Source organism: Leptolinea tardivitalis, from assembly GCF_001050275.1.
Lineage (GTDB): Bacteria > Chloroflexota > Anaerolineae > Anaerolineales > Anaerolineaceae > Leptolinea > Leptolinea tardivitalis.
Window position 1 is genome coordinate 159,832 of the sequence record NZ_BBYA01000001.1, and the last position, 19,564, is coordinate 179,395.

The 19,564-nt window shown below is 49.7% G+C and carries 19 protein-coding genes; 16 read left to right on the plus strand and 3 right to left on the minus strand.

Going from position 1 to position 19,564, the window contains the following annotated elements; genetic code table 11:
• The first annotated feature begins 13 nt into the window (after window positions 1–13).
• The 16 genes from LTAR_RS00760 (at window position 14) to LTAR_RS00835 (ending at window position 16,201) form a co-directional block, all read left to right on the plus strand.
• Window positions 14–835, plus strand: a complete 822-nt coding sequence (locus LTAR_RS00760) for an SDR family oxidoreductase (protein ID WP_062420224.1) — start codon at window positions 14–16, stop codon at window positions 833–835.
• Entirely contained in the window at window positions 829–2,067 is a 1,239-nt protein-coding gene (locus LTAR_RS17095) for an acylneuraminate cytidylyltransferase (protein ID WP_158423365.1), read from the plus strand. Before LTAR_RS00760 ends, LTAR_RS17095 begins: the two co-directional genes overlap by 7 nt.
• A 2-nt stretch (window positions 2,068–2,069) precedes the next feature.
• Window positions 2,070–2,945: an N-acetylneuraminate synthase family protein gene (locus tag LTAR_RS00770; protein WP_062420225.1), complete on the plus strand. Its 876-nt coding sequence runs from the start codon at window positions 2,070–2,072 to the stop codon at window positions 2,943–2,945.
• Window positions 2,946–2,971: 26 nt separating this feature from the next.
• Window positions 2,972–3,190, plus strand: coding sequence for a hypothetical protein (locus tag LTAR_RS00775; RefSeq protein WP_062420226.1), 219 nt, complete (start codon window positions 2,972–2,974; stop codon window positions 3,188–3,190).
• A 14-nt stretch (window positions 3,191–3,204) separates the two neighbouring features.
• Window positions 3,205–4,800, plus strand: coding sequence for an ABC transporter permease (locus tag LTAR_RS00780; RefSeq protein ID WP_062420227.1), 1,596 nt, complete (start codon window positions 3,205–3,207; stop codon window positions 4,798–4,800).
• Between the two features lie 2 nt (window positions 4,801–4,802).
• Entirely contained in the window at window positions 4,803–6,419 is a 1,617-nt protein-coding gene (locus tag LTAR_RS00785; RefSeq protein ID WP_062420228.1) for a capsular polysaccharide export protein, LipB/KpsS family, read from the plus strand.
• The gene (locus LTAR_RS17225) at window positions 6,416–7,603 is read left to right on the plus strand and encodes a glycosyltransferase family 2 protein (protein ID WP_062420229.1); all 1,188 of its coding nucleotides are present in this window, start codon (window positions 6,416–6,418) and stop codon (window positions 7,601–7,603) included. The genes LTAR_RS00785 and LTAR_RS17225 overlap by 4 nt, the downstream gene beginning before the upstream one ends.
• Window positions 7,600–8,268 carry an acylneuraminate cytidylyltransferase family protein gene (locus tag LTAR_RS00795; protein ID WP_062420230.1) on the plus strand — a complete coding sequence of 223 codons (669 nt, stop codon included), beginning with the start codon at window positions 7,600–7,602 and terminating at the stop codon, window positions 8,266–8,268. The genes LTAR_RS17225 and LTAR_RS00795 overlap by 4 nt, the downstream gene beginning before the upstream one ends.
• A 79-nt stretch (window positions 8,269–8,347) precedes the next feature.
• A complete protein-coding gene (locus LTAR_RS00800; protein ID WP_062420231.1) occupies window positions 8,348–9,352 on the plus strand; it encodes a phosphoglycerate dehydrogenase in 1,005 nt (334 codons plus the stop codon).
• A gap of 4 nt (window positions 9,353–9,356) precedes the next feature.
• Window positions 9,357–10,121, plus strand: a complete 765-nt coding sequence (locus LTAR_RS00805) for an SDR family NAD(P)-dependent oxidoreductase (RefSeq protein ID WP_062420232.1) — start codon at window positions 9,357–9,359, stop codon at window positions 10,119–10,121.
• Window positions 10,118–10,936 (plus strand): 6-hydroxymethylpterin diphosphokinase MptE-like protein, encoded by an 819-nt coding sequence (locus LTAR_RS00810; protein WP_081419724.1) that lies wholly within the window; start codon window positions 10,118–10,120, stop codon window positions 10,934–10,936. Before LTAR_RS00805 ends, LTAR_RS00810 begins: the two co-directional genes overlap by 4 nt.
• Entirely contained in the window at window positions 10,914–11,918 is a 1,005-nt protein-coding gene (locus tag LTAR_RS00815) for a glycosyltransferase family 2 protein (protein ID WP_139044372.1), read from the plus strand. Before LTAR_RS00810 ends, LTAR_RS00815 begins: the two co-directional genes overlap by 23 nt.
• Before the next feature lie 4 nt (window positions 11,919–11,922).
• Window positions 11,923–13,473: a glycosyltransferase family 39 protein gene (locus tag LTAR_RS00820; protein ID WP_158423366.1), complete on the plus strand. Its 1,551-nt coding sequence runs from the start codon at window positions 11,923–11,925 to the stop codon at window positions 13,471–13,473.
• Window positions 13,470–14,978 carry a glycosyltransferase family 39 protein gene (locus tag LTAR_RS00825; protein WP_062420235.1) on the plus strand — a complete coding sequence of 503 codons (1,509 nt, stop codon included), beginning with the start codon at window positions 13,470–13,472 and terminating at the stop codon, window positions 14,976–14,978. Before LTAR_RS00820 ends, LTAR_RS00825 begins: the two co-directional genes overlap by 4 nt.
• A gap of 2 nt (window positions 14,979–14,980) precedes the next feature.
• The gene (locus tag LTAR_RS00830; RefSeq protein ID WP_062531941.1) at window positions 14,981–15,778 is read left to right on the plus strand and encodes a glycosyltransferase family 2 protein; all 798 of its coding nucleotides are present in this window, start codon (window positions 14,981–14,983) and stop codon (window positions 15,776–15,778) included.
• Window positions 15,779–15,820: 42 nt separating this feature from the next.
• On the plus strand, window positions 15,821–16,201 hold the full coding sequence (locus LTAR_RS00835; protein WP_062420237.1) for a hypothetical protein: 381 nt from the start codon (window positions 15,821–15,823) through the stop codon (window positions 16,199–16,201).
• A gap of 53 nt (window positions 16,202–16,254) precedes the next feature.
• Here the strand turns inward: LTAR_RS00835 and LTAR_RS00840 are convergent, their stop codons facing one another.
• The 3 genes from LTAR_RS00840 to LTAR_RS00850 form a co-directional block, all read right to left on the minus strand.
• Window positions 16,255–17,634 carry a PFL family protein gene (locus LTAR_RS00840; protein WP_062420238.1) on the minus strand — a complete coding sequence of 460 codons (1,380 nt, stop codon included), beginning with the start codon at window positions 17,632–17,634 and terminating at the stop codon, window positions 16,255–16,257.
• Window positions 17,635–17,658: 24 nt separating this feature from the next.
• Complete coding sequence (locus tag LTAR_RS00845; protein WP_062420239.1) at window positions 17,659–18,237, minus strand: glycine cleavage system transcriptional repressor; 579 nt, start codon at window positions 18,235–18,237, stop codon at window positions 17,659–17,661.
• A 104-nt stretch (window positions 18,238–18,341) separates the two neighbouring features.
• Complete coding sequence (locus tag LTAR_RS00850) at window positions 18,342–19,526, minus strand: glycine C-acetyltransferase (RefSeq protein ID WP_062420240.1); 1,185 nt, start codon at window positions 19,524–19,526, stop codon at window positions 18,342–18,344.
• Window positions 19,527–19,564: the final 38 nt, after the last annotated feature.

Here is a 19,564-nt window from a genome sequence, read left to right on the forward strand (position 1 = left end):
GTCAGGAAAAACTATGACAAATATTCTTGATAAGTTTCGTATGGATGGACAGGCGGCAGTGGTTACCGGTGGCGCCGGCCTGTTGGGGAAACAATTTAGCCGAACACTGGCAGAGGCTGGTGCCGGGGTTGTAGTGGCAGACTTGAATGCCGAAGCGGCAGAAGCTGTGGCTGCATCCATCCGGAAAGATGGCTATAAAGCGATCGGCGTGGGCGTTAATGTGGTGGATAAGAAATCTGTGAATGCTCTTGTGGTTACCACCATTAAAGAATATGGACGGCTGGACGCGTTGGTTTGCAGTGCCGCCATGGATCCGAAATTCGATCCCGAACATGCCGGAGAGAATCGCAATTCATTTGAAGATTACCCGGTGGAATCTTTCAGACAGGCCCTGGATGTAAATTTGACCGGTCTATTCCTGTGCGCCCAGGCAGCCGTCATCCCTATGTTGAAACAGGATCATGGCTCGATCATCAACATCTGCTCAACCTACGGGTTGGTCGGACCTGATCAGCGGATTTATATCAAACCGGACCAGCCGCAGCAGTTCAAACCGGTGTATTACTCTGTGACAAAATCAGGGGTTCTTGGTCTGACACGTTATCTGGCGACATACTATGCCGGCCGGAATATTCGGGCCAATGCCTTAACCCCCGGTGGTATTTATAACAATCATGATGAATTGTTTGTCAAGAATTATTCTGCCCGCACAGTACTGGGGCGGATGGCTCACATAGATGAAATGAACGGTGCCGTGTTGTTCCTGGCTTCCGACGCTTCATCGTATATGACCGGTTCCAATCTGGTGGTAGATGGGGGTTGGACAGCATGGTAAAGCAGCCGGAAGTACTGGCGATCATTCCCGCACGTGGCGGTTCCAAGGGGATCCCCCGGAAGAATATCAAGGAATTTGCCGGATATCCGTTGATCGCCTACAGCATTGCGGCGGGATTGCATGCTGAAACTGTAACCCGCACCATCCTGTCAACAGATGACGAAGAAATCGCCTCTGTTGCCCGGCAGTGGGGTGCGGAGACGCCCTTCCTGCGGCCGGCCGAGCTGGCCTCTGACGGAGCTCTGGATTTGCCGGTTTATCAACATGCTTTGAAGTGGCTGGAAGAAAAAGAAGGATATAAACCGGATGTTGTGGTTCAACTGCGGCCGACATCTCCGGTCAGACCGGTGGATTGTGTAGATCGAGCTGTGACCATGCTTTTGCAAAACCCGGAAGCTGATTGTGTCCGCGGGGTTGTGCCTGCCGGGCAAAACCCATACAAAATGTGGCGGCGCGATGAGAAAAGCGGCCAGATTTCCCCATTGCTGCATGTTCCGGGTATTCCGGAACCTTTCAATGCTCCCCGGCAGATCCTACCACCCGTATACTGGCAGACGGGTCACATTGATGCCATCCGGCCGGAATCAATTTTGGTCAAAAATTCCATGACCGGCGATCGGATTCTGGGTATGGTAATTGATCCCCAGTACACCATCGATATTGATACTCCCAAGGATTGGGCTCGCTCCGAATGGCTGGTCTGGCATGGAGGATTGCAGTTTGTTGACCCGGCCAAAAAACCGCGCAGGCAGATGCCTGAAAAGATAGATTTGATGGTCTTTGATTTCGACGGCGTTATTACCGATAACCGCGTCTGGGTGGATGAGAACGGATTTGAACGGGTAGCCGCCAACCGTAGTGACAGCCTGGGAGTTCGACTGTTATCCGAAGCCGGGCTGGAGATGATGATCCTCTCGATGGAAGTCAACAAAGTGGTGGCTGCACGGGCGAAAAAGATGGGAATTGCCGCATTACATGGAATTAATGATAAAGTTACTACCCTGCGCAATTTGCTGAAAGATAGACAAATTCCGGCTGAAAATGTGATCTATGTAGGCAACGATACCAATGATCTGGACTGTTTCCGACTGGTCGGGTATGCTGTGGCAGTGGGAGACGCCCAGCCAGAGGTCAAACGGGCGGCAGATCTGGTATTATCACAAACCGGTGGTCATGGTGCAGTTCGAGAAATCTGTGACCTCATTTTACAGACAAGAAAACTCAGAGGCTGAAAATGGCAAGAGAGCTAAAAATTGGTAACAAACTTATTGGCGATGGACATCCCACCTATGTGGTGGCAGAAATTGGCATCAATCACAACGGCGATATTGAAAATGCTAAAAAGATGATCGACGCGGCCAAACATGCCGGTGTTGATGCTGTTAAATTCCAGAAACGCACACCGGAGTTATGTGTGCCGGATAATCAAAAAAATCAAATGCGGGAAACACCCTGGGGTTACATCACTTATCTGGATTACCGCTACAAAGTGGAATTCGGTGAAAAGGAATACCGCGAAATTGACCGATATTGCAAGCAAGTGGGAATGGATTGGTTTGCCTCTGTTTGGGATGAAAACTCCGTTGATTTCCTGGAAGCCTTTGACCCAATATGCTATAAAATCCCTTCTGCTTCGCTAACGGATTCAAATTTGTTGAAGAAAATTCGTTCCACTGGCCGCCCCGCCATTCTCTCGACGGGTATGTCAACCATGGAACAGATTCGAAAAGCGGTTGGTGTGATCGGGTTGGAGAAATTAATCATTACACACGCCACCAGCACATATCCCTGTGAACCGGAAGAATTGAATTTACGCATGATTGATACTCTGCGTAAAGAGTTTCCCTGCCCGATTGGGTATTCAGGGCATGAGGTCGGACTGATCCCATCGGTACTGGCTGCCGGTATGGGCGCCTGCATGGTGGAACGTCATATCACCCTGGACCGGGCCATGTGGGGCGGCGACCAGGCTGCCTCTGTTGAACCCAGTGGATTTGAAAGACTGGTAAAATATATCCGCGTTGCTGAGCAATCACTCGGCGATGGCGTCAAGAAAGTTTACGATAGTGAACTTCCATCTTTGAAAAAACTTCGCCGGGTTCAAGAATAACACCGGCAAAGGAATGTGAGTGAGTTATGATCCACGGAATGCATCTATTAAGCAGTGTTTTAGGTAAACCCGCCCTGTATCTTGATCCGGGTTCTGGAAGTTTCATTCTTCAGGTTCTACTGGCTGCCTTACTTGGAGGCGGTTTTGCCATAAAAGCATATTGGAAAAATATTAAGAAAATCTTCGTGAAGTCTTCTCCCGAAGAATCGGATGAGGAAGAAGAAACCGACGAAGATTCGAAATAACCGAGAAGTCCAAAATGACATCATCGAAAATATCTGAACCACGGCGGACTTTTAGTCAACCGTGGTATTTTCATCCCCTGCTATTCGGAATCTATCCAATAGTGGCATTGCTCGCTGCTAATATCAGTCAGATTCGTCCTGAAGCAGCCATTCGGTCGTTTTTAATCAGCTTTGTTTTGGCTGTTATTGTCTTCGGGTTGTCTCTGCTCATTATAAAAAACAAGTCCATTGCGGCCATTTTTTCCTCGTTTTTGTTTATTCTGTTTTACTCTTACGGACATGTCTACCAGCTGATTGAAGGGAAGATGATTGGCGGACTGGATATCGGCCGTCACCGTTTTCTCGGGTTTCTCTGGTTGGCACTATTGGTTGTGGGCGTGTGGCTGATTTTTAGAAAAGCACGCAAAGCAGATACGTTCAACCGGTTGTTGAATACCGTTTCCATCATCCTGTTGGTGTTGCCTCTTTTCAATATCGGTGAATTTGAAATCAGGGCGGCCAATGTGGCCAGAGGTGGGAACACCGTAAAAGCCGCTTCTATCACCTCTGCGGCGGGAAAAAACCTTGATCCAGAAACACTGCCAGATGTGTATTACATCATTTTGGATGGATACAGCCGGGATGATATTCTGAAACAACTTTACAACTACGACAATTCGAGTTTTTATGCCCAGTTAAAGCAATTGGGTTTTGTCATTCCTGACTGTGCACAGAGTAATTACGCCCGTACGGCACTCTCCATTTCTTCCGCATTGCATATGGACTATATCCAGGACTTTAGCACTCTCTATAAACAGGGAGATCAAAGTCTGGATATGCCGGTTTATCTGGATTACATCCAGCACAGCCCGGTGCGCAGTCATCTGGCAGAATTTGGCTATAAGATGGTGGCATTTGAAACCGGCTACTTCTGGAACGAAGTGACCGATGCCGATGTGTATATCATCGCCAATAACAATCCCCTCGAGAAAGTCAAACAGGGGCGGGATGTCTCAGAATTTGAGATGATGTATTTGAGAACTACGGCATTCCGAACGGTGGATGAATTGAAATCGAAATTCACACAGAACATTGTGAAGAATATCCGAACTCCAGAAGAGAAACATCACGACCAGGTGGTGTTTGCACTGGATCAACTGGGGCAGGTGCCCAATCTGCCGGGCAAAAAGTTCGTGTATGCCCACATTGTGGCGCCCCACGCTCCATTTGTTTTCAGCCCTGACGGCCGGTACATTTCCAATGGCGCGGTGAATCCGGGGTATCTGGATGCCATATCTTATGTCAACTCGCGGATCATTCCGATTGTCAAATCTATTATTGACAATTCCAAAGTACCTCCGGTAATCATCATCCAGGGTGATCATGGTTGGGATGCCGACCACCGCATGCAGATTCTTAACGCCTATTATTTACCAGATGGCGGATCCAGCAAAATTTACAACACCATCACCCCGGTTAATACCTTTCGGACTGTATTTAACGAATATTTCGGTGATTCATTCCCTCTGTTGAAAGACGTCAGTTATTTCTCTGATGACGAAGCTCCGTATGCGTTTAAAGAAATTCCTCATACCTGTTCGAGCGGAAATCCTCCGCCGTCGAAGCCATAACGATGACCGTGGATTTATCCTGGAATCGCAATGTTGAACGTGTCAAACGGATCATTACCCGGAAGCAGAATGATGCCAGGGTAAAGAATTTGGCATGCCAGATATCTGGAGCTTCCCATAGCAGTTCCGGAAATGGACCGGTACTGTTATTTAATGCCTCAACCCGACTGGGCGGCATGAGTCAAAATGCGGCATTCCAATTATTAACCGGTTGGGGTCTGCAACTGGAAGGCATTCCGGTTGTCCATTTTGTATGCAAAAGCGGTCTTTCACGTTGCGTTTTAGGAACCAACCGCGACAAGCCCTATCAAAAGCCGCCCTGTAAGACGTGTTTTCACCAATCTGTTGTGAATACGACGGATGCACGGGTTGTCTATCTGCAGCCAGAAGAAAATGTCGATCTTCATCAGAAAATTAAAAACCTGCCTCTGGCCGATTTGATGATTTTTTCGTTCAACGGAATACCTTTAGGAGAACTGGTATTGCCTTCACTCCGGTGGGTGTTGCGCCGGAACACGTTGACCGATGATGCGGAAACAACCTGGTTGTTCCGTGAATATATACTCTCCGCTTATCAAGTGATTGACCAGGTTTCCCGGACTCTGGAGGATCTTAAGCCATCGGCGGTGGTGTTGTTCAACGGACAGTTTTATCCGGAGGCATCAGCAGCCTGGGCTGCCCGCCAGCGGGGTATCAGGGTGATTTCACACGAAGTCGGTTTGATGCCATTTACCGGTTATTTCACCACAGGTGAAGCTACCGCATACCCAATTGACATCCCTCGGGATTTTGAGCTTTCAGATGAACAGAATGCCCGGTTGGATGCCTACCTGTCAAAACGGTTCCAGGGTGACTTCAGTATGGCCGGCATCCGGTTCTGGCCGGAGATGAAAGGATTGGACGAAGGTTTTCTTAAAAAAGCCGCCGGTTTCAAACAAATCGTTCCAGTATTTACCAATGTGATCTTTGATACCAGTCAGGGACACGCCAACACTCTGTTTGCGGATATGTTTGCCTGGTTGGATGAGCTTCTTTTGATCATCAAGAAACATCCAGAGACACTATTTGTCATCAGGGCTCACCCGGATGAAAAGCGGCCGGGAAAGGAAAGCCGTGAGACAGTGGCCGGTTGGGTGTCTGCCAGCGGATGCCGAAATCTACCCAATGTGCAGTTTGTGGATTCAAGCGAACCTTTCAGCTCATATGATCTGATCCGGCGTTCCAAGTTCATCCTCTTTTATAATTCAACCATTGGACTGGAAGCCAGCATCATGGGTATGCCTGTTCTGTGTGCTGGTAAAGCCCGTTTCACGCAGGTCCCTTCTGTCTTTTTCCCGTCGTCAGCAGAAGAATATCTGAAAATGGCCGAGGATTTTCTAACTTCAGAAAGCGTTAAAGCTCCAGCAGAACATCAGCGCAATGCCCGTCGCTTCCTGTATTACCAGATTTTCAAATCATCCCTGCCGTTTAATGCTTTTCTTCAAGATGATCCTTTCTGGAAGGGGTATGTAAATCTCAAACCATTTACGGTTGAAGATTTACGACGGAAGAATTCACCGACGATGGATACCATTTTGCACGGAATTTTAGAAAACGGAGATTTTCTGCTCCCGGAATGAAACCGACCTGTTCGATCGTCATTCGCGCGTATAACGAGGAAAAACACATTGGTCGTTTGCTCACAGGAATCTTTCAGCAAACCATCAAAGATGTACAGGTGGTTCTGGTTGATTCTGGTTCTACAGACGATACGGTGGCCATTGCTTCGCGATATCCGGTGGACGTGGTACACATCAAACCGGAGGATTTTACTTTTGGTTATTCACTTAATCAGGGAATTCGCCAATGCACAGCCGACAGGGTGGTCTTTGCCAGTGCACATGTCTACCCTGTATATCCTGATTGGCTGGAAAAATTGATTCAACCTCTGGAAAACCCGCAGGTGGCATTGACCTATGGCAAACAACGCGGCATGGAGACGACCAAGTTTTCAGAGCACATGATCTTTCAACAATGGTTTCCGGACCATTCTGTGAAACGACAGGATCATCCTTTTTGCAACAATGCCAATGCGGCCATACGCCGTGAATTATGGGAACAACACCCCTATGATGAGACTATTCCGGCATTGGAAGATTTAGCCTGGGCGAATTGGGCTCAGAAACAAGGTTACCAGGTGGCCTATGTGAGCGAAGCTGAAATCATTCATGTGCACAATGAAACCTGGGCGGGTATCTTCAACCGGTACAGGCGCGAGGGGATGGCGTTTAAGCGCATTTATCCCCAGGAGAAATTTAGTTTATTTGATTTATTCCGGTTGTTTCTGGCAAATGCGGCTAATGATTTACGCCAGGTAAGACGGTTTACCCTGCCTTCATATGTAATTTCTTCTCCTTCGACGAGCTCTCCTTCGACAGGCTCAGGAACCGGATCCTTGGCAGGCTTTTCTTCGACGAGCTCAGGAAGCGGTTCTTCGACAGGCTCTCCTTCGACGAGCTCAGGAAGCGGTCCTTCGACAGGCTCTCCTTCGACAGGCTCAGGAACCGGAACATTGATGAAGGCGGCCAGGAATAAAAATGGGATAATACACCGTACGTATGAAATCATCCGGTTCCGCTGGGCGCAATTCCGGGGTACCTATCTCGGTTATCGGCAGTCGTCCACGCAGTTATCATGGAAATTGAAGCAAACATTCTACTATCCCAAAGGAACGTCCATTCCCGTGGAGGCAAAAACCAGAAATGTTGACCCCATTCTGTATCATGAATTATCTGGTTCGAACAAACAAGGGAGGTCTGAATGAGCCTTGATCACGTTGTTGCCCTGGTTCCCATGCGTCACCATTCCCAACGAGTGCCCGGGAAGAACTATCGCTTGCTGGCCGGAAAACCGCTGTACCATCATATTGTGGAATCCCTGTTACAGTGTCCGGAAATTTCTAAGATTGTTATAGACACAGACAGTCCGGATATAAAGGAAGGTGTTGCCAGCCAGTTCCCTTCTGTGGATGTATTGGAACGACCCGAACATCTGCGGGCTGATGATATCTCGATGAATGAAGTGCTGTTGTACGATTCTTCCCGCTATCCGGCTGACCTCTACCTGCAGACCCACAGCACCAATCCTATGTTAAAAGTTGAATCCATTCGTTCGGCTGTAAAATTTATGCAGGCAAATTACCCGGCATACGATAGCCTGTTTTCAGTAACAAAAGTCCAGCGTCGGTTGTATGATGCCCTTACCCGGCCGATCAACCATAACCCGAATATTCTGCTGCAAACGCAGGATTTGCCCCCCGTTTATGAAGAGAACTCCTGTATCTATATTTTCACCCGCGAGACAATTGAAAAGCGGCGCACCCGTATAGGCGATCGTCCGTATATGTTTGTTCTGGATGGCGCTGAAGCCTGGGATATTGACAACGAGCTGGATTTCCGCATCGCAGATCTGATGATGCATGCCCGGTAAACTACAACCTCAAATAGATGGAAATTGCAACCGGTCTATCCGGCTGCCTGTGAAGGTATAATTTCCACGAAAGAAAACTATGCCTACAATATTAATCTCTGCTCCGTACATGATGCCGTCCATAAACCGGTTCACCGGTATTCTGCATAAATATGGTTGTGAAACCATTGTGGCAGATGTTAATGAACGGCTCTCAGAAGAAGAAATCTTACGATATGCCGGGAAGTTTGACGGCGTGATCTGCGGTGACGACCGCTTTACCCCGAAGGCTATTGACGCCTGCCTGCCGCGGCTGAAGGTCATTTCAAAATGGGGGACTGGTATTGATTCAATTGATAAAGCCTATAGCGAAAAGGTTGGCGTTACCGTAAGGAATACAACCAATGCCTTTACCCTGCCGGTTTCTGATACGGTGATGGGTTTAATGCTCAGTTTTGCCCGCGGGATACCCTGGATGAACCGCGACGTCAAAAAAGGTCTGTGGACGAAATACCTGGGCCGGTCTTTGAGTGAATGCACATTGGGTGTTGTGGGTGTGGGAAACATTGGTAAGGCCGTTATCCGACGGGCGCGTGCCTTTGGCATGAAGATTTTAGGTAACGATATCATCCCAATTGCCCTTGATTTTATTGTAGAAAATGGGGTCGAAATGACCACGTTGGAAGATCTACTGGGTCGGGCGGATTTCATTTCCCTGAATTGCGACCTTAATCCCACCAGTTTCCATATTATTAATCATCAAACGTTGGAATGGATTAAACCGGGTGCCGTATTGATCAACACAGCACGCGGTCCACTGGTGGAAGAAGCTGCTCTCGTGGAAGGATTACGGTCTGGCCTGCTGGGTGGAGCCGGATTTGATGTGTTTGAAATCGAACCTTTACCGGCTGATTCGCCTTTGCTGACTTTTGATAATGTACTGCTTTCCGCGCACAATTCCAATGCCAGTCCGGCCGCCTGGGAACGCGTACACCGTAACACCATCCATAATCTGCTGACAGATCTCGGGATCAAACACGATGATCTTGATTCCATTATGGCAGAATCGTTGAAAACCAACTCATCTGAACCTTTAAAGGGATAATCTTATGTCAGAAAAATCTCGAACCGTATTGATAACAGGAGCGGCTGGCGGGATCGGGCGTGCATCGGTTAAATTATTTACCGATTCCGGCTGGATCGTCATCGGTGTTGACCGTTCTGATTTCGGTGAAGGATTCCCGGCTAATGGTTTATTTGTAAAAGCGGATATCTCTGATCCGAAAGCCATGGATGTAATTTATGGTAAAGCCAAAGAATTCAAACCCTCATTGGATGCCGTTGTCAATAATGCCGCCTATCAGGTGAATAAACCACTATTGGAACATACCGTCGAAGATTGGGATCTGGTTATGGCATCCAATCTGCGCTCTGTCTTCCTGGGAACAAAACTGGCCATTCCCCTGTTACGTGCAGCAGGAGGGGGAGCCATTGTTAACGTTTCCAGTGTCCATGCGGTGGCAACGTCTGTTGGCGTATCAGCTTATGCAGCCAGCAAAGGCGGTCTCCTTGCCTTGACTCGCGCCATGGCGATTGAGTTTGCTAAAGATAACGTGAGGGTGAACGCCATTCTTCCTGGCGCAGTGGATACCCCCATGCTGCGGGATGGAATGAACCGGGGACATGCCGCCGGTGGAACCCTGCAGGAACGCCTGGAAAATCTGGCACGTAAAACCGTCAATGGACGAATTGGCCAACCCATCGAAATTGCCCATGCTATTTACTTTATGGCAGATAACACGCAATCATCCTTTGTCACCGGCCAGGCTCTGGTCGTTGACGGCGGCGCCACCGCCCGGTTAAGCACCGAATGAGCGGTCTACGAGAATCGGCCAAACAGGCTCTTCCACAGCCTGTACTTCATGGTCTTCGTGATTCCAGGGATGCCATTCAACGCTGGGCGCAATGGCCTTCTGCTACGCTGGATCCTCGCCGTCGTGACAGCATTGAGAGATTGGTTGCACTGAAGGATAGCCGCAAAGGAGAACGTTGTTTCATCATTGGCAATGGTCCCAGTCTCAAGCAGATGGACCTGTCGCCATTGAAGAATGAAAATACGATCGGAATGAATCGCTTTTATCTCATGTTTCCTGAACTGGGATTCAAAACAACCTATTTCGTTTCGATCAATGATCTTGTGGTGGAGCAGTGCGCCGCCGATTTGCAGGAACTGGATATTCCCACGTTTATTTCCTGGCGCGGCCGCCAATGGGTGCAGCCCCGGAAAGAGCTGTACTATCTGTTCACCACATATACCGGCCCTAAATTCGCTACGGATATCCGCGGGCGGTTATGGGAAGGGGCTACTGTCACGTATGTGTCAATGCAAATCGCTTTCCACCTCGGCTTTCAGCAGGTAATTTTGATCGGTGTTGACCACAATTTTGCCACCAAAGGCAAACCGAACACCACGGTTGTCAGTCAGGGGGACGATCCCAATCATTTCTCTGGTAACTATTTTGGCAAGGGATTCCGATGGCAACTGCCCGATCTGGATACTTCAGAACAGGGGTATATCCGGGCTCGGGAAGCCTACCGGGAAGCCGGCCGTGAAATTCTGGATGCCACCGTAGGCGGCAAGCTGACTGTTTACCCAAAAGTTGAGTTTGCCAGTCTCTTCAAATCCTGATATGGATGCGCTTCCACGGGTAACCATTGTTACGCCATCTTATAACCAGGCTGCCTATCTGGAGCAGACGATTTGTTCTGTTCTGGATCAGGGGTATGAAAACCTGGAATACTTTGTTGTAGACGGCGGTTCAACAGATGGAAGTCAGGCTATCATTGGGAAATATGCCTCCCGAATTGATTGGTGGGTTTCAGAAACGGATTTAGGGCAGGCGGAAGCGATCAACAAGGGATTTACCCGTGCGACGGGTGATTATATTGCCTGGATAAATTCTGATGACCTGTATCAGCCGGGTGCCATCCTTTCTGCTGTGAAAACACTGGAAGATCATCCGCGCGCCTGTATGGCTTTTGGGGATGTACTGTCCATAGATGCCGAAGGGCATCCTTTTAATTTGATGACATACGGTGATTGGACTCTGAAAGACCTGATGTGTTTCAACATTATCGGGCAGCCAGGCGTATTCATGCGCCGGTCAGACCAATTGAAAGCCGGTTTATTGGACCTGTCTTACCGATTCCTGCTGGATCATCACCTGTGGCTTCGCATTGCCCAATATGGAGAGATGGTGTATGTTCCGCAGACCTGGGCATCGGCGCGTATCCATGCCAAAGCCAAGAATGTAGCTCTGGCACGGGGATTTGGTCAGGAAGCCTATCAACTGGCAGCGTGGATGCCGTACCAACCCGGGCTGGCCGATCTGTATAAAAAGAACCGCCGCCGTATCTGGGCGGGGGCCAACCGGATGAACGGACGTTATCTTCTGGACGGTGGGGAACCCTGGAAAGCCCTGCGGGCATATATCCGGAGTTTTATACAGTTTCCACCAATCGCACTTTCTGAATGGCGCCGCATTGGGTATGCGGCTGTTAGTCTGTTCTTCAACGTTGAAAAACTAAAACTACAGTATCTGGAACGTCGCAAGAATACCCTTTTTGATACAACAGACGATTCTGAAGATGATGGTACGATTGAAAAATAACATAATGCTGACTAATATTGAAACACCCACCCGATTGTTTGATCGATCCGTCTGGCTGCGCCGGATTACTGTTCTGCTTCTTGTAATTCTGGCGCTGGTGATTCGTTTCTACGATCTGGATGACCTTCCCCTTGATTTTCATTCCACCCGTCAAATGCACTCTGCCCTTATGGCCCGCGGTATGTATTACCAGACGAGGACCGATATCCCTGACTGGCAGAAGACAGCTTCCCTCCAACAATGGAAAGCAGAGGGTTTGATCGAACCACCGATCATGGAAAGTCTGACTGCGCTAGGGTATCAGATGGTTGGCCGCGACGATCTGCGGATTCCTCGGGTTCTTTCCATCCTCTTCTGGATGCTCGGTGCATTGCCGTTGTATAGACTGGCACGTGGTTTGATTAGCCACAACGGGGCAGTTTTTGCCCTGGCTTTCTACCTGATTCTTCCTTATGGAGCGGAGGCAAGCCGTGCGTTCCAGCCAGATCCTCTGATGGTTTCCTGTATTCTATGGGCGGTCTGGGCAGCCTGGCGATGGTCTTCTGAACCGGGTTGGAAGTGGGCGCTTGTTGCCGGTCTGTTGGCCGGACTGGCTGTGCTGGTCAAATCGGTGGCTGCCTTCTTTGTGGCCGGCGCCTGGGCCGGATTGCTGCTTTCGACCTGGGGAATCAAACGCATACTGAAAAGTATCCCATTCTATGTGGCCGTAATTCTGGCGGCGCTTCCGTTTGCTGGGTTTACCTATTATGGATTGAAAATCAGCGGTGAGATGGCCGGGCAGTTCAGTCTGCGTTTCTTCCCAAATCTATGGATCGATCCAGTCTGGTATTTGCGTTGGAATGGCGAAATCAGCAGTGTAGTCGGTTTTGAATGGTTCCTGGCATCTCTGGCCGGGGTATTCTTAATGCAAAAACCATCCGGCCGGTGGATGATGTTTGGTTTGTTTGCCGGGTATGTGGCTTTTAGTTTTACCCTTCCGTATCACGCGATGACACATGATTATTATCAGGAACCGCTTATTCCCGTTGTCGCTCTGGGAGCCGGTGCCATGATTGCCGCCGTGATCTCAAAACTGGATGGTCCGCGCTGGTTGTATTCTTTTGCCATACTCGGATTGCTGGTCTTCTGGGTGGGTATTAAAGCCTGGGATGTGCGTGTGACGCTTAAACGCAATGACTACCGTGGAGAGCCGAAACTCTGGCAGGAATTGGGAGATAAACTTGGCCACGATTCACATGTGCTGGCCATAACCCAGGATTACGGATACCGATTGGAATACTGGGGCTGGCTTACACCCCAGAATTGGATGAATTCCGGAGATTTCATGGTTCGCGAATTAGCTGGCCAGCAATTTGACCGGGCAAAACTTTTTCAGGAACAGGTGGAAGGTAAAGATTATTTCTTGGTCACATCCTTTGCCGAATATGACAGCCAGGCGGAATTCAAACAGATGATGGACTCAACTTTCCCGGTTTTGGAACATACGGATGATTACTTGATTTATGACCTGAAACATCCACTGCCTGCCAGGTCAGCACCAACGGAGACTCCGTGAACAATCCTCAGCCTTTTTACAAGCGGCGTTTTTTTCAGGGTGCCTTGCTGGCTCTGGTCATTTTATGCGGTTTCGGCATCCGCATATTTGATCTTACCGATCCGCCATTGGATTTTCACCCCACCCGTCAATTACGCTCGGCCATTCTTGCCAGGTCGTTTTATTATGAATGGAATCCATCAGCTGATCCGGTACTGCGAGACAAAGCCGTTAATATGGGCAACTCTCTGGAAGTATATGAACCGCCCATTCTTGAAGCTCTGGTAGCCGGTGTTTATCTCATGGCCGGGCAGGAGATCTGGTGGGTTTCACGCATACTCAATGCAATCTTCTGGTGCATCGGTGGTTTGACTCTTTTCTGGATTGCCCGACGCTATGCCGGTTTCTTTGCCAGCCTTGCAGGCCTGGCATTCTATCTTTACCTGCCATTTTCGATTCTGGCCAGCCGCTCATTTCAGCCAGACCCCTGGATGGTGATGTGGCTTCTGCTTTCGATTGCCAGTCTCATGCGCTGGATGGACACCCACCGGTGGATAGATGCGGTAACTGCCGGCTTGCTGGCCGGGATGGCGGTTCTGGTCAAAATGATTACCGTGTTCCCCCTGGTGTTGATCTGGGCGGGAGTAATCCTGTTTCGTAAAGACGGCCGACTGTGGTTGAGGAAACCGCAATTGTATGCCGCCGTGGGACTGGCAGCTGTTCCATCCGTCATTTTTTATATTATCAATCTGGGGCAACGCTCTTCCAGCTTCTTCTCTTTCTGGACGGTGGCGCTTTCTCATCTCGTGCTCGAATCAAACTTCTATGCGGATTGGTTGGTGATGCTTCACAACCAGTTCGCCCTCACAAACATTCTGCTCTCTTTGCTGGGAATTGCCCTCGCCAAACGGGAATTCAAGGTTGTGCTGACAGGCGGATGGATTGGATATTTTATCTACGGATTATTCTTCCCCTACCAGATGGTCACACATGAGTATTACCACCTGATGGTGATCCCGTTGATTGGTTTATCACTGACACCAGTGGCAGATGCCCTGTTTTCCCGCCTTGAGGTGCAGCACTGGTTCTGGCAGACTGTGGCAGTGGGTGTATTGATTTGTGCCAGTGGATATTGTCTCTATGTCAGCCGTTCTGTGATGGTGGCGCAAAACTATGCGGGCGAACCACTTGCCTGGAAAAAAATCGGCGAAGCCATCCCGGCAGACGGCAAGTTGATCGCCCTGACCAGTGAATACGGAAACCGTCTCATGTATTACGGCTGGCGGGGAATCGCCGGTTACTGGCCAGACAGCGGTGATCTGCGTCTCTTCAACCTGGCTGGCAGCGCACCGACGGATTTTGAGAGTTATTTCAAAGACAAGACCAGCGGAATGGATTATTTCCTGATCACTATGTTCTCAGAGTTCGATGCCCAACCGGATCTCAAGAATGAACTGACATCAAAGTATCCTGTTTTGAGTGAGGGAGATGGATATCTTCTATTTGATTTGCGTCACCCGAAATGAGCATGCCTGAAAATACCCATCTTCCCCTGGTGACCGTTGTCACCCCGTCCTTCAATCAAGCGGAGTTCCTCGAACGAACCATTCGTTCTGTGGTGGAGCAAGACTATCCGAACCTGGAATACATTATCATTGACGGCGGCTCAACAGATGGAAGCCTGGATATCATCAAGAAGTACTCCACTCGAATCAAAGAATGGGTGAGCGAACCAGATAAAGGGCAGACTGATGCCATTAATAAGGGATTTGCCCGCGCCAACGGTCAGATTCTGGCGTGGCTTAATTCCGATGATACTTATAATCCCGGTGCAGTTTCAGAAGCTGTTAAATTTTTACAGGATCACCCCGACGTTGGCCTTGTATACAGTCAGGCCAGTTATATTGATGCTCAAGACAGGGTAATCGGTTCTTTCCCGGCGGCGCAAACAGACCGGAAACGGATGCTGCAAGGGTATGTCCATATTCCCCAGCAAACCACCTTCTTTCGGGCTGACCTCTGGAAAAAAATCGGTCCATTGGACACATCATTTTTCTTTGCGATGGATTATGACCTGTGGGTGCGGTTGTCATCCCTGGCTCCGTTGGTGTATTGTCCGCAATACAACTGGGCGAATTTCCGTCTGCATCAGCAAGGTAAAACTGTGGCGGCGGATGACCGCTGCTGGCCGGAGATGCTGCGTGTGCATCGGCGCGAGGGTGGTTCATGGTTCTCTATCATACAAATGAAATACTATCTGCGGCGGATACTGGCTCCCCTAATCACCCGAAGACGAACGTCCATGTTCGAAAATACAACAAAATAGTTTGAAACTCGTAGATTGTTATAATGATAGAGGAGATGGAACATGGACAATAAGCCTAACCGAAGTATTACGCCCTATACTGGCGGGTTTCTCCCGGAAATTGGTCTGCGAATCAAATTGATCTTAAAACTATTGGGTGACCGCCGGGTGAATATCTTCTTGAAAGCCATCCCGGTAGCCTCCCTGGTTTATCTGGTATTTCCAGATCTGGCTATCGGTCCGGTGGATGATGCGTTGGTCATTTGGCTGGCATCCAATTTATTTGTAGAACTATGTCCTGATGAAGTAGTGGAAGAGCATTTGAAGAAACTTCATCATGTTAACCTGCCGGGAGAAACAGCTGACCCTGTACCACCTGCTTCTTCTGCAGAATCAAAAATGGATGTGGTGGATGCCGAGTTCCAGGATGTGGATGAAGAATAAATAGAGATGGTAGAACTAAAGGCGGATCGGAATTTTCGATCCGCCTTTTTTTATTAATTTCGCAGACTGTGAATGGGTGCCGGTATCTTTCCGCCGAATTCCACAAACCGTTTGGATTTACCGACATTCCGAACAGGGGCAATGGCGCTTTCTCCGAAGAGCCCGCCGAAGGAAACCATTTCTCCGGCTTCTTTGCCCGGCACCGGGATAATGCGCACGGCGGTGGTTTTGTTGTTGATCATGCCGATGGCCATCTCATCTGCCATAATGGCAGAAATGGTGGCGGCATCCACCGATCCGGGAATGGCGATCATATCCAAACCAACCGAGCAGACACAGGTCATGGCTTCCAGTTTTTCCAACACCAGGCTGCCGTCGCGGACAGCATATGCCAGGGTTCGGTCTTCACAGACCGGGATGAAAGCACCGCTCAACCCGCCGACACTCTGGCTGGCAAAAGTGCCGCCTTTCTTGACGGCGTCATTCAACATGGCAATAATGGCTGTTGAACCGGGTGCACCCACGGCATCAACACCCAGAATCTGCATGATTTCCCCAACACTGTCGCCGATATTCGGGGTGGGTGCGAGTGACAGGTCCACCACACCAAAGGGAATACTGAGTGTTTTTGCCACCTGACGGCCGATCAATTCACCGCTGCGAGTTACCCGAAAGGCAGTTCGTTTGATTTCTTCCGCCAGGTCATGCAACCCCAGGTTTTCTCGGCCCGATTGGGTGATTTTACGTTCCAATGCACGGGCGATTACCCCCGGACCGCTGACACCCACATTGATCATCACCTCGTGCTGTCCCAGTCCATGCACAGCACCGGCCATAAAAGGATTATCCCCCGGCTGGTTTGTGAAAACGACGAATTTGGCGGCGCCAAACCCGCCTTGATCGGCGGTCTTTTCGGCCAGGTCTTTAACGGTTTGACCGAGAAGGACAATGGCGTCCATGTTAATACCGCTGCGGGTGGTGCCAACATTCACGGATGAACAGACTTTCCTGGTGCGGCAGAGGGCTTCGGGGATGGCATCGATCATTTCACGGTCCCAGCGGGTGAACCCGTTGGAGACGTCCGCGGAAAATCCGCCCAGAATGTCCACTCCCACGTTGGCGGCAGCTTCATCCAGCGCGATGGCCATATCCACAAAATCGTCAGCTTTAAATCCGGCACCAACATGAGAAATAGGCGTTACGGCAATCCGTTTGTTGACCACCGGGATGGCATATTCACTGCTGATGGCTTCGCAGGTGGATACCAGATTGGCTGCATGGTGTTCAATTTTTTTCTTGATCGCCTGGCAGGTGGCGGCAGCGTCTTCGCGGTGGCAATCCAGCAGGCTGATCCCCATCGTGACGGCACGTACATCCAGATTTTCCTTCTGGATCATATCAACGGTATTGAGAATTTCATCGGATTGAATCATAGGTGGTTTCCTGTCTCTGCCGCTTTAGTGGATGGGTAAGTTGATCTCATTAACCGCACGGAAAATGTCATAATGCTGTAAGACAATCCTGAGCCCTTTTTCACGGGCAAAATCCTGCAAATCACGGCGGATAGCTTCCATAGAGGGACATTTGCTCAGGTCGGTGATCAGGATCATCACATATTCGCCGTTGGCGCTCGTTGTTGACAGGTCAAGGATATTGATGTTGTTGTTGGCGCAGAAGGATGAAACTGTGGCAACAAAACCGACCCGGTCAGGTCCGGTGGCCGTGAGCACATAGGCATTATCTGGTATGGTCTTGCCAGAGGGACGGCCGTCTACGTCAACTTTTTTCACGGCGACATCAATGGCCGTCTCGCTGCGGGCATCCACCTCAGCCAGTTTGCGTTCAATGTCGCGGTGACTGACGGAAGATGGAAAGGAGGCCAGCAGGATCATGGTGAAATAACCGCAGAGAACACTCTGGCGGATATCAGCGATATTGCCGTCCAGATCGCAGATGGATTGAGAAACTTCGTGCACAATGCCAACTCGATCGCGCGACATGATGGAAATGACATATTGGTTCTGGTTTGTTCGCATGAGAGACATCCTTACCTGTGGAAATAGGTAAGTTTACCTTAAAGGACACCCTCATGGAATGACCTTTTGGATTATCTTTCATTGCCTGAAAATCTGTGGCTGGATTACTGGATTACGCCGAGCTCCCGGCCAACTTTCCTGAAAATTTCCAATCCTTTATCCAGATCGTCGCGGGAATGGGCAGCCGAAATCATCACCCTGATGCGGGCTTTACCTTTGGGGACTGTGGGGAAGCCTAATGCCATGGCAAATACACCGTTCTCGAATAAAGACCGGCTGAACTGCTGCGCCAGCAGTGCTTCTCCCAGCATAATGGGGGTGATGGGGGTTGTGCTCACACCGGTATCGAAGCCGAGGTTCTTCATCTCTGCTTTGAAATATCGGGCATTGTCCCACAGGCGGTCTACCAGCTCTGTAGATTCCTCTAATACGTCCAATGCAGCAATGCAGGCGGCCGCATCCGGCGGGGTGACAGCCGATGAAAACAGGAAAGGCCGCCCGCGCTGACGCAGCCAGTCCACAATCACCGGTTTACCAGCCACCACGCCGCCCATCACACCGAACGCTTTTGACATGGTTCCCACTTCAATATCCACTTTGCCATGCAGGTGGAAATGGTCTACAATGCCGCGGCCGCCGGTACCCAGAACTCCTTCGCCGTGGGCATCATCCACCATGAGCAAGATGTCGTAGTTCTCAGCGATGGCATAGATTTTATCCAACGGAGCCACGTCACCATCCATGCTGAACACCCCGTCTGTCACAATCAAGGCACGGCGGTAGGTGCCGGCTGCTTCTTTGATGACCTGTTCCAATGATGCCGGGTCTGCATGGGCAAACCGGATGATCTTTGCACCGGATAGCCGCGCCCCATCAATGATGCTGGCGTGGTTAAGTTCGTCTGAAAAGATCACATCCTCTTTTCCCACGAGGGCAGGGATGACGGCCAGATTGGCGCAAAACCCGGATTGAAACGTGATGGCGGCATCTACTTTTTTAAACGCCGCCATTCGCCTTTCCAATTCAAGGTGCACTTCCATTGTTCCGGCGATGGATCGCACAGCGGCCGGACCAATTCCGTACCGGTTGATGGCTTCCTGTGCCGCCTTCAAGAGGCGGGGGTGATTGGCAAATCCAAGGTAATTATTGGAGCAAAAGTTGAGTGATTTCTTGCCGTCTACCACCAGCCAGGCACCCTGCGGACTGCCAATAGTGCGGATGCGGTTGTAAAGACCGGCTTGCTGAAGGGTATCCAGCTCTTCCTGTATCCAATTCAAACGATTTGCCATGATATCCACCTCGTACTTTCGTAGAATTTATTGGTTGG

Bases quoted from the DNA above. Each gene is read 5' to 3' on its own strand.
- LTAR_RS17095 (WP_158423365.1), top strand. From the start codon at position 829: ATGGTAAAGCAGCCGGAAGTACTGGCGATCATTCCCGCACGTGGCGGT.
- LTAR_RS17225 (WP_062420229.1), top strand. From the start codon at position 6,416: ATGAAACCGACCTGTTCGATCGTCATTCGCGCGTATAACGAGGAAAAA.
- LTAR_RS00760 (WP_062420224.1), top strand. From the start codon at position 14: ATGACAAATATTCTTGATAAGTTTCGTATGGATGGACAGGCGGCAGTG.
- LTAR_RS00795 (WP_062420230.1), top strand. From the start codon at position 7,600: ATGAGCCTTGATCACGTTGTTGCCCTGGTTCCCATGCGTCACCATTCC.
- LTAR_RS00770 (WP_062420225.1), top strand. From the start codon at position 2,070: ATGGCAAGAGAGCTAAAAATTGGTAACAAACTTATTGGCGATGGACAT.
- LTAR_RS00810 (WP_081419724.1), top strand. From the start codon at position 10,118: ATGAGCGGTCTACGAGAATCGGCCAAACAGGCTCTTCCACAGCCTGTA.
- LTAR_RS00800 (WP_062420231.1), top strand. From the start codon at position 8,348: ATGCCTACAATATTAATCTCTGCTCCGTACATGATGCCGTCCATAAAC.
- LTAR_RS00775 (WP_062420226.1), top strand. From the start codon at position 2,972: ATGATCCACGGAATGCATCTATTAAGCAGTGTTTTAGGTAAACCCGCC.
- LTAR_RS00780 (WP_062420227.1), top strand. From the start codon at position 3,205: ATGACATCATCGAAAATATCTGAACCACGGCGGACTTTTAGTCAACCG.
- LTAR_RS00845 (WP_062420239.1), bottom strand. From the start codon at position 18,237: ATGCGAACAAACCAGAACCAATATGTCATTTCCATCATGTCGCGCGAT.
- LTAR_RS00805 (WP_062420232.1), top strand. From the start codon at position 9,357: ATGTCAGAAAAATCTCGAACCGTATTGATAACAGGAGCGGCTGGCGGG.
- LTAR_RS00835 (WP_062420237.1), top strand. From the start codon at position 15,821: ATGGACAATAAGCCTAACCGAAGTATTACGCCCTATACTGGCGGGTTT.
- LTAR_RS00850 (WP_062420240.1), bottom strand. From the start codon at position 19,526: ATGGCAAATCGTTTGAATTGGATACAGGAAGAGCTGGATACCCTTCAG.
- LTAR_RS00820 (WP_158423366.1), top strand. From the start codon at position 11,923: ATGCTGACTAATATTGAAACACCCACCCGATTGTTTGATCGATCCGTC.
- LTAR_RS00785 (WP_062420228.1), top strand. From the start codon at position 4,803: ATGACCGTGGATTTATCCTGGAATCGCAATGTTGAACGTGTCAAACGG.
- LTAR_RS00830 (WP_062531941.1), top strand. From the start codon at position 14,981: ATGCCTGAAAATACCCATCTTCCCCTGGTGACCGTTGTCACCCCGTCC.
- LTAR_RS00840 (WP_062420238.1), bottom strand. From the start codon at position 17,634: ATGATTCAATCCGATGAAATTCTCAATACCGTTGATATGATCCAGAAG.